General features: G+C 28.1%; 16 protein-coding genes and 1 riboswitch. Of the genes, 3 read left to right on the plus strand and 13 right to left on the minus strand.

The window, feature by feature from the left end; genetic code table 11:
- Positions 1 to 15: 15 nt before the first annotated feature.
- Complete coding sequence (locus B3N22_RS19680; protein ID WP_286909773.1) at positions 16 to 1,227, minus strand: homoserine dehydrogenase; 1,212 nt, start codon at positions 1,225 to 1,227, stop codon at positions 16 to 18.
- 171 nt (positions 1,228 to 1,398) lie between these two features.
- Positions 1,399 to 1,507, minus strand: a riboswitch (SAM riboswitch).
- 173 nt (positions 1,508 to 1,680) lie between these two features.
- On the opposite strand from B3N22_RS19680, the gene B3N22_RS19685 reads away from it, so the two are divergent.
- Complete coding sequence (locus tag B3N22_RS19685) at positions 1,681 to 2,772, plus strand: SIS domain-containing protein (RefSeq protein WP_286909775.1); 1,092 nt, start codon at positions 1,681 to 1,683, stop codon at positions 2,770 to 2,772.
- Here the strand turns inward: B3N22_RS19685 and B3N22_RS19690 are convergent.
- The 9 genes from B3N22_RS19690 to B3N22_RS19730 form a co-directional block, all read right to left on the minus strand.
- Positions 2,763 to 3,320, minus strand: coding sequence for a 5-formyltetrahydrofolate cyclo-ligase (locus B3N22_RS19690; protein ID WP_286909777.1), 558 nt, complete (start codon positions 3,318 to 3,320; stop codon positions 2,763 to 2,765). The genes B3N22_RS19685 and B3N22_RS19690 overlap by 10 nt on opposite strands.
- 44 nt (positions 3,321 to 3,364) lie before the next feature.
- On the minus strand, positions 3,365 to 3,634 hold the full coding sequence (locus B3N22_RS19695) for an ATP cone domain-containing protein (protein WP_021800282.1): 270 nt from the start codon (positions 3,632 to 3,634) through the stop codon (positions 3,365 to 3,367).
- Positions 3,635 to 3,770: 136 nt separating this feature from the next.
- On the minus strand, positions 3,771 to 3,959 hold the full coding sequence (locus B3N22_RS19700) for a hypothetical protein (RefSeq protein ID WP_286909780.1): 189 nt from the start codon (positions 3,957 to 3,959) through the stop codon (positions 3,771 to 3,773).
- Between the two features lie 121 nt (positions 3,960 to 4,080).
- Positions 4,081 to 4,875, minus strand: a complete 795-nt coding sequence (locus tag B3N22_RS19705) for an EFR1 family ferrodoxin (RefSeq protein WP_286909783.1) — start codon at positions 4,873 to 4,875, stop codon at positions 4,081 to 4,083.
- A gap of 121 nt (positions 4,876 to 4,996) precedes the next feature.
- Entirely contained in the window at positions 4,997 to 5,281 is a 285-nt protein-coding gene (locus tag B3N22_RS19710) for a hypothetical protein (RefSeq protein ID WP_286909785.1), read from the minus strand.
- Between the two features lie 76 nt (positions 5,282 to 5,357).
- Positions 5,358 to 5,837 (minus strand): hypothetical protein, encoded by a 480-nt coding sequence (locus B3N22_RS19715; RefSeq protein WP_286909788.1) that lies wholly within the window; start codon positions 5,835 to 5,837, stop codon positions 5,358 to 5,360.
- A gap of 664 nt (positions 5,838 to 6,501) precedes the next feature.
- Positions 6,502 to 6,753 (minus strand): hypothetical protein, encoded by a 252-nt coding sequence (locus tag B3N22_RS19720; RefSeq protein WP_286909789.1) that lies wholly within the window; start codon positions 6,751 to 6,753, stop codon positions 6,502 to 6,504.
- Positions 6,754 to 6,775: 22 nt separating this feature from the next.
- On the minus strand, positions 6,776 to 6,934 hold the full coding sequence (locus B3N22_RS19725) for a hypothetical protein (protein ID WP_286909792.1): 159 nt from the start codon (positions 6,932 to 6,934) through the stop codon (positions 6,776 to 6,778).
- A 39-nt stretch (positions 6,935 to 6,973) separates the two neighbouring features.
- Entirely contained in the window at positions 6,974 to 7,261 is a 288-nt protein-coding gene (locus tag B3N22_RS19730) for a hypothetical protein (RefSeq protein WP_286909794.1), read from the minus strand.
- Positions 7,262 to 7,633: 372 nt separating this feature from the next.
- Between B3N22_RS19730 and B3N22_RS19735 the strand changes: the two genes are divergently transcribed.
- Both B3N22_RS19735 and B3N22_RS19740 read left to right on the plus strand, forming a co-directional pair.
- Entirely contained in the window at positions 7,634 to 8,707 is a 1,074-nt protein-coding gene (locus B3N22_RS19735; RefSeq protein WP_286909796.1) for a 2,3-butanediol dehydrogenase, read from the plus strand.
- A 47-nt stretch (positions 8,708 to 8,754) separates the two neighbouring features.
- Positions 8,755 to 9,783 (plus strand): 3-oxoacyl-[acyl-carrier-protein] synthase III C-terminal domain-containing protein, encoded by a 1,029-nt coding sequence (locus B3N22_RS19740; RefSeq protein ID WP_286909798.1) that lies wholly within the window; start codon positions 8,755 to 8,757, stop codon positions 9,781 to 9,783.
- 60 nt (positions 9,784 to 9,843) lie between these two features.
- Here B3N22_RS19740 and B3N22_RS19745 read toward each other — a convergent pair whose 3' ends face one another.
- The 3 genes from B3N22_RS19745 to B3N22_RS19755 are packed head-to-tail and all read right to left on the minus strand — an operon-like array spanning position 9,844 to position 12,333.
- Positions 9,844 to 10,203 carry a hypothetical protein gene (locus tag B3N22_RS19745; RefSeq protein WP_238903361.1) on the minus strand — a complete coding sequence of 120 codons (360 nt, stop codon included), beginning with the start codon at positions 10,201 to 10,203 and terminating at the stop codon, positions 9,844 to 9,846.
- A 56-nt stretch (positions 10,204 to 10,259) separates the two neighbouring features.
- Positions 10,260 to 11,885 carry a thiamine pyrophosphate-binding protein gene (locus tag B3N22_RS19750; RefSeq protein ID WP_286909801.1) on the minus strand — a complete coding sequence of 542 codons (1,626 nt, stop codon included), beginning with the start codon at positions 11,883 to 11,885 and terminating at the stop codon, positions 10,260 to 10,262.
- A 16-nt stretch (positions 11,886 to 11,901) separates the two neighbouring features.
- Positions 11,902 to 12,333 (minus strand): GAF domain-containing protein, encoded by a 432-nt coding sequence (locus B3N22_RS19755; protein WP_181601572.1) that lies wholly within the window; start codon positions 12,331 to 12,333, stop codon positions 11,902 to 11,904.
- Between the last annotated feature and the right edge of the window lie 2 nt (positions 12,334 to 12,335).

Below are 12,335 nucleotides of genomic sequence, written 5' to 3' on the forward strand. Positions count from 1 at the left end.
GCCTCTTTTTTTTATTTAAACTGCTCTAAGTAACTTTTTAAAAGAAATTATATTCCCAGCAAGTTTTAGTCTCTCTAAAGCATCCTGTATTTTATTTTCACCTAAAGCATTTATATATAATGCCAGCTCATCTCTCTTTTCCCCTACTAATTGTAAATCTGGGAATTCTAATCTTAACTTTTTAATAACATTTTTCTTTTCCTTTGTTTTTATCCTTATTAAAACTCCTACCTCACTATCTATATATCTATTTACTAATATTTCATTAAGATAATTCTCAGAAGTTTCTTTTCTTCCTCTAATTATATCTAAAACATCTCCAAAAACAGCTGAACCTGTTGGAAGCATTCCAGCTCCTTTTCCAGTAAAGCTAACCTCTCCCACTGCATCTCCATGGAACACAACTCCATTAACTTCATTATTAATAGTAGAAAGTATACTTCCTTCTTTAACTAAGGCTGGTCTTACAGATGCATACACCTGATCCCCCTCCATTATACTTTCTGCTATTAACTTTATTCTATACCCAAGTTCCTTTGCATATATAAAATCTTGTCTTTCTAAATTATTTATACCCTCTATGTTTATATTCTTCCATGATATTCTATTCTTATAGGCTATAGTTGATAATATGGCAAGCTTTCTTGCAGCATCATATCCTAAGACGTCTGAATCAGGATTAGCTTCAGCAAACCCTAAAGCCTGAGCTTCTTTTAAAGCCTCTTCGTAATCAACATTTTCATTGTACATTTTAGTTAAAATATAGTTAGTAGTACCATTTAATATTCCTCTTATGCTCTTTATGCTATTTCCTTCTAAAGATTCAATTAGTGGTTTTAAAATAGGAATTCCTCCACCTACAGACGCTTCAAACTTTAGAGTCACTCCACTCTCCTTAGCTAAAGATAATAGTTCTCCACCATATTCTGCTATAAGGTCTTTATTTGCAGTTACCACATGTTTTTTAGCTTGTAGTGCCCTTTTCACATATTCATAGGCTGGATGTAATGAACCCATAACCTCAACTACAATATCGCTTTCTTTACTAAAAAACTCCTCAACATTATCAGTCAAATATTCACTATACTTTTTACCCTCATGTTTGCTTAAACATCGTACAAGTATCGAAGACACTTCTAAATTGTCTATCTTGCTTTTGTTATTATCTATTAGTTCAATTAGTCCACTTCCTACTACTCCATAACCCATTAATGCAATTTTTGCCATAAAAAAAGCCCCCTTATTATTTAAAAGTGGCCTTTTACCAAATATAAAAACAGCTAAAGCTAAACTATTAAACAGCTCACTTACAGAGAAATAAAAAAAACTACTTCTACTATAAGATAAGCAGAAATAGCTAATAAAGCACATTAATATACATATGCAAAATTATTCTTCCTCTTATCTATCAGGATATACCTGCAGGATTTAGCACAATTCCAACATAATGAGTGTTAGCTGTTGCTAGGTTTCATAGGGCCAGTCCCTCCACCATTCTTGATAAAAGACCATTTTGTATTTTTCATTACTTTTATTATACTTCTACCATATAAAATTGCAATGATTTTTAAATAAATAATTATTTTTAAATATAGTAACCTTTTTCATCATACTTAATAATATATTAAAAAGAAAAGGTTTTCTATCTCTTTCCATCACATTTTAAGGAGTTGATATTCAATGAAAATTCTTCCTAACAACAGTTGCTACACATTGGAAGAAATAAAACAACAGCCTAGGTTATGGCAAAAAATATATTATTCTATCAAAAGCAAAAAGGATGAAATTAATAATTTTCTAAAACCTTTATTAGATAATACTATATCCAGAATATTATTAATTGGTTCAGGTGCATCAGCCTATGTAGGAGATACCCTTATGCCTTATTTATCAGAAGAGTTTAAAATTCCTGTAAACTCTATTCCAGCATCTGAGATTCTAAATAATCCATATACTTATTTAAAAGATTTATCAAATATACTAGTAATCTTATATTCTAGATCAGGAAATACTAAAGAAACTCTAGATGCGTTAAATACATGCACAAAGCTATTACAAAATTCTCATTTTATACTTGTAACAAGTAATAATGAAGGTATATTCTCAAAGGAATACTCAGATAAATCAAACTTTTATATACTCACACTGCCAGAAGAATCAAATGATAAAGGATTCGCTATGACTTCTTCTTACACCTGCATGATTTTATCCTCAATCTTACTATTTAATATTAATAATTTAGAAAACCAAAAACTATATTTAGAAGAAACTTTGGTTAATTCAAAATATATACTTAATACAATTTGGAGTGATACACTAAACATAGTTAGAAGAAATCCAAGTAGAGTTCTTTATGTAGGGACTTCTGAACTAAAAGGAATGAGTAATTACTGTGCATTAAATACCTTGAAATTAACAAACGGAACAGTATACTCATTAAGCTGGTCTCCTTCTGATATCAATCAAAGTATAAAACCTTTTATAAATGACAATACATTAATATTCTTATTTAAATCAGTAAGTAATCCTGATATAGATTATAATCAACAATTTTTAGATATCATAAAAACTCAAGATAAAAAACCATTTGTTATAGTTATATCTGAAAATTCTTCTTATTTAGATTCCTGTAATAAATGCTTTTATGTAAACTATAAAGATTCTCTATTACCTAACATATACTTGGTACTTAACTATGTTTTATATACTCAAATATTTAACTACATGTATTCCTTACATCTCGGTTTATCTCCAGATTTACCTTATTCGTGACACTTATATGTAAAGTCCTCAGTGACTATATAATCTACAGTTTTATCATAACTTTCAGTAGGAATGAAATCTATCACTTGTATGGAGTAGGCAATTGCTATTTTTAAAGTATTACTATTATATTGTGCTAAATATTTATCATAATAGCCTCCTCCATAACCTAATCTTTTTCCCTCCTTAGTAAAAGCTACTCCTGGCATAAGTATAAGATCACAATCTTCATTAAGCTCTTCTCCATCTTCAGGCTCAAGTATTCCAAAAACTCCAGGTTTTAAGTTGTCCAATGAATCTATTCTTATAACCTTCATTTCCTTATTTCTAACTCTTGGAACATATACCTGTTTCCCATCTCTTAGTGCACCCTCTATTATTCCAATAGTATTAACTTCACTTCCAAATCCAATAAAACAAAAAATACTTTTAGCTTCTTTATAAAAAATATTACTTAAAATTTTATTTGTTATTTTTTCACTAAATTTATTTCTTAAATCCGAATCAAGTGAATCTCTCTTCTCTACCATTGTTTTTCTTATACTTACTTTATTCAAAAAAATCACCTCATTATAAAAGTAAGGCAAGAATAAATTCTTACCTAATTATTTAACCCTAAATATTTATCTAAAATATTTTTAAACCCATTAACTATTAAAGCCTCAATAACTAATCCTTTTATCTCATAAGATGAAGTCTTAGAATTATCTTTCCTGAGATCTTTAATCATATTTTCAATATATCCTACAAGAAAATTTAAATCTGATTTATTTAAATATATTTCATTATCTCTTGCTGAATTTTCAATGCTAGTAGATAATTTCTTTTCATTAAAACTTTCTATTCTTCCATCTTTTTTTATAATTTCCATAAAAACACCCCTTTTATTTTATTATAACATTTATTTTAATACTCATTTAGAAATATTTCCTTATTTTTATATTTTTAGTTTTCTTAATAATTAAAATAAGGAGCTGCCCATTATAAAAGGCTGCTCCTTATAATTTTTATGATTCTACATAGTTATTTATTGTATCTTGAGCTTTTGTTAAAGCACTTTGTACTGCATCACAAGTTTGTTGGATTCTAGCTTTGTTTTCTTGTTTTTCTACACTTTGTAGAGCCTGATCCAAATGTTGTTTAACCTTTTGTAAATCGTCTATTGAACATTCAACATTTTGTCTTGCGTTTTTCATTATAAATCCCTCCAAGAAAATAATATTTGTGATTGAACACAATATTATTATTATCTTTTATAAGATTAAAATACTACTAAATACTTAACTAATTTAACATAAATTTTATAACATTAAATTATTATTTTTGATTAATTATATCATTAACATGAACATAGGGATTTATGTATCTTTTTCTATTAACCGTCTTTTTACCTATATTTATAGACTTTTTAGGACAGGCTTGTATACATGCCATACATTGTTGGCATTGATGTTTCCAGCTTGGAAATCCATTCACTAGATATATATTATCAACAGGACATATTTTTTGACATAACCCACATCTTATACACTTTTCATCTATAATAAGTTTTTGATCTTTAAAATTTACGTTTCTGATAAAACTTTTATAAAGAGGTGAAATAGTATAATAATATAAGCCTTTTTTTATAGGCTTTATTTTATTATCCTTAACTAAATTTAACTCTCTTAATAAAATTCTTTTTTCTTTTTCAATTAGATTTTTAATATATTCATCATTTTTAACCTTATATATTTTAATATAATTATCCGGCATAGTAACGTAGTGGCTAAAACTTAGTTTATTATTTTGTTTTTTCAATATAGAATCAATTTGCTTCATAGGTACACCTTCTGTACCACCTTTAGTGCTAATAGCAAATACATATGTACTTTCTTTAATTTTTAATTTCTCCATAAACTCCACAACAATTTTAGGTAAACCTCCATAATACATTGGAAAAATTATACCTACTTTATCATAATTACATTCTATGTAATCTTCATTTATTAGCTTAGCTATAGGAACTATTTCGCAATCACCCAAATAGCAAGCTGTTTCTCTAGCTATATAGAGAGAATTACCTGTTCCAGTAAAATAATATATAATTGTATTCATTTCTTTTCTCCCCATAAAAATTATCCCCTAGAATAAGTATAAATAAATTTGTAGAAAATACAAATACAAATTCTTTCACTTTATGTAAATAAAAACAAGGTAGATAAATTATTAATATTTATCTACCTATTTAATCTTACTTATTTTTCTTTTTACTTTTTTTCTTATTTTTGTTCTCTATAACAGGCTCTTTAACTTCTTCAACCTTTGGAGCTTTTTTCTTTTTTATAAAATAAAGTACAACCTTTACTGCACCTATAGCTAAAAGTAAAATCCCTATTCCAGATTCAACAGTTATAGTTCCACCATTTTTCATCTTACCTGAAAAATATAAAATAACTCCTAAAGAAAGATAAAATAATGCAGGTAGTTGAGTGCTTTGTTTCTTTTCTTCATTATTGTTTTTCTTATCCTTTTCCATCTATTTCCCATCCTTTTAAACTATATAATATTAACATTATATCACAGCAATTTATTTTTAAAAGGTTTTCAGGTATTTAATTTACATTATTATAAACTTTTAATAGAGGTAATGCACAGATTATTCCTACTATAATCATGATATCTTTTATACTATAAAAATCAACAATGTTTTCTTCTCCTACATAAATAAAAACTAATGCACCAATAAAATTTATAAGAAATCCAACACCTAAGCTTACCATAATAAAAAGCAATCTTTTTTTTCTTAAATCTACATAAAACTCTTTTAGCTTTTTAAAAATTACCATTATAGCAATATAGAAAGCTATCAGTTTCAATGCTAAAGTATCTAACTCAGCATATCTACCTATATATATAGAATATGTATACAAAATCATTCCTAATAAACTAATCCCTTCTAGCTTTTTCTTATCTATATTTCTTTCTGCAAGAGGAACACTTCTCTTATTTCTTACATTATATTGATATAAAAATATAATCCCGCTTAATACTATTCCAATTGCAATTACAGCTAGCCTATTACCTAAAGTCATACTTAACCCAAACCTACTTAAATTTAAGTTTGTAATTAAGAATATTATAAATCTCAAACATAATTCCGAATTTTTATAGAAAAATATCTTTTTAGAATATATAGTTTTCTTTTTATGAATGTACGCTGAATTTACAGTAATAAATATTAGCTGGGAGTAAAACAGAAGAAGTATAATTAGTCCGTTTTTTAAATGATTATAGTCACTCTCCTTACTTATAAAAATTGAATAAATAGCACATAAACTATATGCTATAATAGCAAAAATCATATCTTTCCTTATAATATTATAATTTCTAAACAATACTACCTTACCGCCCATTCTTCTTTTTTAAACTCAAAATTAAATATATAAATAGTATATATATTATAGGTTGTACTATAGAATAAATTCCTAATAAAACTATTTGCTTATTCTCTTTATAAAGAACATTTAAGCAGATATTTACTAGAAATAATAGTATAACTAATATCCAAGCCATTTTTCTATGTATAGTCATAAAGTTAAATTTCTTGTAATTAAAAATTATCAATATAGTTATTATTGTTGAAATAATTATTTGTATAAAGAAATCAAAAATCATGTCCACCTCTTCAAGTTTTTTTATTTTTAGTTGATAATATCTTACTTATCTTTATTCATTATATAAATTATCTAGTGCTTATTAATATATAGCCATACATATAAATACAGATAAAATATTTATAACTGTTATCGATAATATAATTTTCTTTTCTCTCTTTGTAATTTCTGTATTTCTATTAATAAGATTGCTATTAAAAAGAGATACTAAAACTAAATTTAACGGTACCATAACAGTTTCATTGATAATTATCAAATATATATTGATAATGAATATAGTCACACTTACTACTACTGAATATATAAGTGGATTTTTATATTTAGAGACCTTCATAAATTTACTCCTTATACACAATTTATCTCTTTATCTTAAGAGACATTAATAGATATATTAATAAAATAAATATAAATGGACTCAGTTGAATGAACCAAACCAACTCCATTGCCATAAAAATATCATTCAATATCATAGCAATAATAATAGAACTTACAAGAAGCATATATTTTCTTTTCATCCAACGATTTGCCTCCCCCTGAACCTCATTTTCCCCTAACTATTTAAATATTTTAAATAAACACATACCTATAAGAAAAATGACACATCCTCTATTATATAAATTATAGAACCATTCCTCATTCTCACTTACATTAATATTTCCTATAGCAATTCTTATAAATCTCACAATAAGGAAGATAAAAATCCCGAGTGTAATTATAGGAAAAAATGATAGCACTCTACTATCTCCATTAACAGTTAAATCAATCATGGCTACTAATAGTGCAACAATATTTATAATTGTATATATTATAAAATCTTTTTTATGTATTTTAAGTTTCCGCATTGATTCTCTCCCTCTTAATTTTCATTTATAAAACTATGTATATATAAATTAATATTAGCACGTTATCTACTATTAATGTTCACAATGTAATAAACGTATAAAAATTAGCAATAATCGTAGATCATCTACATAAATTCTCTATATACTTCCATCTTTCCTTTTCCAAGTCTTAAAATTATATTTAATCCTTAAACTTAGAAATTTGTAATAATTTAGTTCTTTTTGTATTCTCAATACTTCCCATACTGAATTAGTTAAATTATTTATTAAATTCAATCAAATTTTTACCATAATTCTAATACTATTTTTCCTTTTTTTATGATATAATTGTAGTTAAAATTACATATATTTCATCTTTAGGAGGATTTTATTATGAAAGCAGCTTTTTGGTACAATAAGAAAGATATGCGAATTGAGGAAATCGACGAACCAAGTGTCCCTAATGATTCAGTAAAAATCAAAGTAAAATGGTGTGGAATTTGTGGATCAGATTTACATGAATATGTAGCAGGTCCTATTTTAATTCCTACAGAACACCCTCATCCACTTAGCGGAAAAACTGCTCCTGTAGTTCTTGGGCATGAGTTTTCTGGTGAAATTGTTGAAGTAGGCAGTAATGTATCTAAACTTAAAATTGGTGATAGAGTTGTTGCTGAACCTATGATAGTTTGTGGCAAATGTCCATCATGTCTTGAAGGTAAGTATAACTTATGTACAAGCTTAGGATGCCATGGACAGTGTGGTACTATAGGAGGATTTTCTGAATATAGTGTACTACCTGAAAGATTTGTACATAAAATTCCTGATGAATTATCTTATGAAAGAGCAGCCTTAGCTGAGCCAGTAACTGTTGGAATGCACTCAATAGATAGAGCAAACTTCAAAATAGGACAAACTGCCTTAGTTCTTGGAGCTGGTCCTATTGGTCTTGGAACTATAGAATGCTTAAAGGCTGCTGGAGCAAGTCTTGTAATTTGTTTTCAAAGAAAATCAGTAAGACAAGAATATGCAAAACGTGCTGGAGCAGATATAATTCTTGATCCAAATGAAGTTGATGTTGTTTCCAAGATAATGGAGATTACTGGGGGAGTAGGAGTAGATGCTGCTTTCGAAACAACAGGTTCTGAAATAGGCTTTACAACTGCTTTTAATAGCATTAAATCCGATGGAACACTTGTTATTACAAGTCTTTGGGAAAGTGAAATAAAATTCAATCCAAACTTCTTAGTATTTTTTGAGAAAAAAATTGTAGGTACAATGGGCTATAGAAATAATTATCCAACTACAATAGCTCATATGAATAATGGAAATATAAAAACTGAAGGATGGATAACTAAAAAAATTCACCTTGATGACATAGTTGAAGAAGGATTCGAAACGCTATGTGGTCCTGATAAAAAGAACCATGTAAAAATCCTTGTTACCCCTGATAAATCATTGTTATAAAAACTTACTAAAAGAAAAATATAATAATAAACGTGAGGTGTCGCATAATGGAAAATAATCAAAAATTTCTTAATGTAAATATAATAGGAGTAGGAACTTATCTTCCTGATAATAAAGTAGATAATGAATATTATATTAATCACTTTAAAGAATTAAAAGGAATAGACATTACAGGCGCTTTAGAATCTATAGGTAGAGATTACAGACATATCTCCACAGATTTAGATGAAACAGTTATAACTATGAGTACAGAAGCAGCTTTAATTGCTCTTAAAGAATCAAATACTAATCCAGAAGAATTAGATATGGTTGTTTTCTCTACAGATAGTCCTGAATTTACAACTCCTACTAATGCAATTAAATTAGTAAATGCTATTGGTGCAAAAAATGCTAAGTTAGTATATGATATTAACGCAAACTGTTTAGGTATGACTCTTGGTTTAGATCAAGTAAGCAGGACTATGAAAACTAATAAAAGATTTAAAAAAGCATTAATAGTAGGAAGTGTTCTAATAAGTTCAATAGCTAGAAAAGATGATTTCCTTACATATGCAACCTTTGGAGATTCAGCTTCCGCAGTGGTATTAGAAGCTGTTGAAGAATCTTACCAAAGAGGAGTTATTGACTCTGTTTCTTATACAGATTCAGATCAACATGCAACATCTCAAAGCCCAATTAATGGATTCTCAAGATATTTAAGAACTGATGTTACTGATAAAGAAGAGTTAAAATGGTTCTCTTATCCTGTAGAGTCTGCTAATTATCCAAGCATATGGTCAGACATGATAAAAGATTTACTTTCTGAGCATCAAAAAACACAATTTGATATAGATTTTTTTGCTCTTCCACAGTTTACTGAACCTCTAATAACTGATACATTAAAGGCATTAGATATAGAAAATATAGATGAGCACTATAACTTTGTTTCAAGAAATATAGGTTATACTGGTACAAGCTGCGTTATTTTCTCAATTAAAGATGCTTTAAATAAAGGAAAAGTTAAAGAAGGCTCTAGCGTAATATTTGTAGGATCTGGTGTTGGTTTTTCAACTATGGCACTATACTATAAATTCTAATTAGATATATATGAAAAAAGAGAACCAAAATTCTGGTTCTCTTTTTTATGTATTATTTTATTAAATCTTAGCTATAGCATCTTCATAAGATTTTACAAGTATAACTTGTCCCATGAAATCATTTGAATCAGCTCTCTTATTTTGCATGTTAGTTATAGCACTCTCTGGAACTACAAAGAATTTATTCTTAAATTTAGTTACTGTGTATATTTCCATTACTGATTGTAATACATCAACAGCATCTGCAGGAGTAGTTTTTACTTCTTTTGAATCGATTATTAAATTGTATGATGCTGTGTTTACACTTCCAAAAGTATCTTTTAACTTTTGAAGTATTTCTAAAGCTTCTGCTCTAGCAATCATTCCTTTGCAAACTACATAGATTACACTTTTCTCTTTGTTTAATTCGATATTATTCATTTAACTCTCTCCTTTTAATTAGCAAATTATTTATATAAAATATATTTTAATATATTTTAATTCTTTAATGATTTAAGTCTATCCATAATTGGAGCTGGTTCAGTTCCATCTGTTATTATCTCAATAACACAAGGCCCATTTAAATCTTTAGTAAAATCATCAATCTTTATTATGTCCTCAATACTCTCAATTCTCATTGATTTTACTCCAACTGCATTCATCATATCAGCTATTGAAACTCTCTCTTGTTTAAATACTTCTAAACTTCTACCATATAAAAACTTATGACCATGATCAACATAAGCAAGCATTGAGTTGTTGATTATAAAATATATAATCGGCATATTATTTTCTTTAGCAGTTAAAATTTCTGTTCCATTCATAAAGAATGAACCATCGCCTGAAAATACAGCCACAGGTCTGTTTTCTTCTACTAAATATGCTCCAACTGCTCCACCTATTGCTGACCCCATAGCAGCATAGTTAAGATTCACTTCAAAATTTCCTTCTTCAGGTATGTTTAAATATTTGAACACAAAGTTCATATGCTCTCCTAAATCAGATAGATAAAGGGTATTTTTAGGAACAAATTCTGTGATTCTATCTAAAAATAATCTTAAAGAAACACCTGTATGATTTTTTACATAATCACCATTAAGTTCTGGTCTAATCTCAGGCTTTTCAGCGGATTTTTGTGTATTTCTAATTAACTCAGGTACTACTTGTCTTAGATCTCCATGAATTTTTAAATCTTCATCAAAAACCTTACCAAGTTCTTTCTTATCCCAATCAACGTGAATTACTTTTTTACCTTCTATAAGTTTAGTATTAAAGTTACATGTTGCTGATTCACCAAGGCTTGTTCCAAGAATTAGTAAACAGTCAACATCTTCTGAATAAGCTAGATTTAATGCTGCATCAGTACTTGAATATCCAAAATTACCATAATTCAATTTATAGGTAGAAGGTATAACCCCTTTTCCTTCTGGTGTAGTTATAATTGGCCAATTAAGATGTTTACTTAATTCAACTACTTCATCTCCAAGCCTTCTACATCCTTTACCTACCATTATTACTCCATGTTTAGAATTATTTATTATGTCCGTAGCTTCCTTAATATCATTAAGATTAGCTTCGATAATCTTATCACTTGGATTCGAAAAGTCCCAGTTTATATCTTCTTCAAACTGCATAAGCTGAATATCTAATGGTATAGAAATATGCACAGGTCCATGTGGCGGCGTAAGTGCAATAGTTATAGCTTTCTTAAGACCCTCTATAACCTTATTTTCATCAAGAATAGTTTCACTATATTTTGTAATAGGTTTTAATATGTTCTCTGTATCAAGTTCTTGCAGTGCTCCTTTACCTATTTGCCAGCGGTTAACATAGCCTGAAATAATAAGAACTGGTGCTTTTGCTCTTGCTGCATCTGCAATCCCATTGATCATATTATTAACTCCTACTGCTCCCGCTACTATGCAAACCCCTAACTTTCCTGATATATTTGCATATCTAGCAGCTGCATATGCTGCGCCTGCTTCATTTTTTGTTACTATAGGCACTATGTCTTCATCATTCATTGCATCGTAAATTGGACTTACTGTTCCCGCAGGAATACCAAAAACATGCTTAACATCAGCTGCTTTTAAACACTTCAATATTGAATTACTTATTCTCATCTCAAATTCTCCTAACTTATAGCTTATCCTTGTAGTCATTTACTAATTTTACACACTCATCTATTTCTTCTTGAGTAAAATTATGAACTTCATTAATAGATACTGTACATACTATTCCTTCAACTTCATCATTTTTGATTACAGGTATAATTAAATTGCTATCTAATCCAAAGAAAAAGAAAGCTTCTGAAGATCTAGTATCATTTTTTGTGTCTGAAATAGCAACATAATCTTTAGTTCTTACAATTTCCTGTAATATAAAAGTATCTTTTATATATACGGGATTTCCATAATGACCACTTTTCCATTTATCAATACTTAAAGTATCAGTACTTGTCTTATGAATAGGATTAAGTTTTCCTTCTTTGATTTGATGGTACGCAACATCCTTTAAACTTGTTACCTCACTAATTTTCTCAAATAATTCATCTAAAATATCATATGCCATAA

Origin of the sequence: Clostridium sp. UBA1652 (genome assembly GCF_002320975.1) — a bacterium.
GTDB classification, from domain to species: domain Bacteria; phylum Bacillota; class Clostridia; order Clostridiales; family Clostridiaceae; genus Clostridium_T; species Clostridium_T intestinale.

Coding starts and splice junctions, on each gene's coding strand:
- B3N22_RS19735 (WP_286909796.1), top strand. CDS start 7,634: ATGAAAGCAGCTTTTTGGTACAATAAGAAAGATATGCGAATTGAGGAA.
- B3N22_RS19720 (WP_286909789.1), bottom strand. CDS start 6,753: ATGAAGGTCTCTAAATATAAAAATCCACTTATATATTCAGTAGTAGTA.
- B3N22_RS19755 (WP_181601572.1), bottom strand. CDS start 12,333: ATGGCATATGATATTTTAGATGAATTATTTGAGAAAATTAGTGAGGTA.
- B3N22_RS19685 (WP_286909775.1), top strand. CDS start 1,681: ATGAAAATTCTTCCTAACAACAGTTGCTACACATTGGAAGAAATAAAA.
- B3N22_RS19680 (WP_286909773.1), bottom strand. CDS start 1,227: ATGGCAAAAATTGCATTAATGGGTTATGGAGTAGTAGGAAGTGGACTA.
- B3N22_RS19740 (WP_286909798.1), top strand. CDS start 8,755: ATGGAAAATAATCAAAAATTTCTTAATGTAAATATAATAGGAGTAGGA.
- B3N22_RS19725 (WP_286909792.1), bottom strand. CDS start 6,934: ATGAAAAGAAAATATATGCTTCTTGTAAGTTCTATTATTATTGCTATG.
- B3N22_RS19710 (WP_286909785.1), bottom strand. CDS start 5,281: ATGGAAAAGGATAAGAAAAACAATAATGAAGAAAAGAAACAAAGCACT.
- B3N22_RS19695 (WP_021800282.1), bottom strand. CDS start 3,634: ATGGAAATTATAAAAAAAGATGGAAGAATAGAAAGTTTTAATGAAAAG.
- B3N22_RS19705 (WP_286909783.1), bottom strand. CDS start 4,875: ATGGGGAGAAAAGAAATGAATACAATTATATATTATTTTACTGGAACA.
- B3N22_RS19750 (WP_286909801.1), bottom strand. CDS start 11,885: ATGAGAATAAGTAATTCAATATTGAAGTGTTTAAAAGCAGCTGATGTT.
- B3N22_RS19700 (WP_286909780.1), bottom strand. CDS start 3,959: ATGAAAAACGCAAGACAAAATGTTGAATGTTCAATAGACGATTTACAA.
- B3N22_RS19730 (WP_286909794.1), bottom strand. CDS start 7,261: ATGCGGAAACTTAAAATACATAAAAAAGATTTTATAATATATACAATT.
- B3N22_RS19715 (WP_286909788.1), bottom strand. CDS start 5,837: ATGACTTTAGGTAATAGGCTAGCTGTAATTGCAATTGGAATAGTATTA.
- B3N22_RS19745 (WP_238903361.1), bottom strand. CDS start 10,203: ATGAATAATATCGAATTAAACAAAGAGAAAAGTGTAATCTATGTAGTT.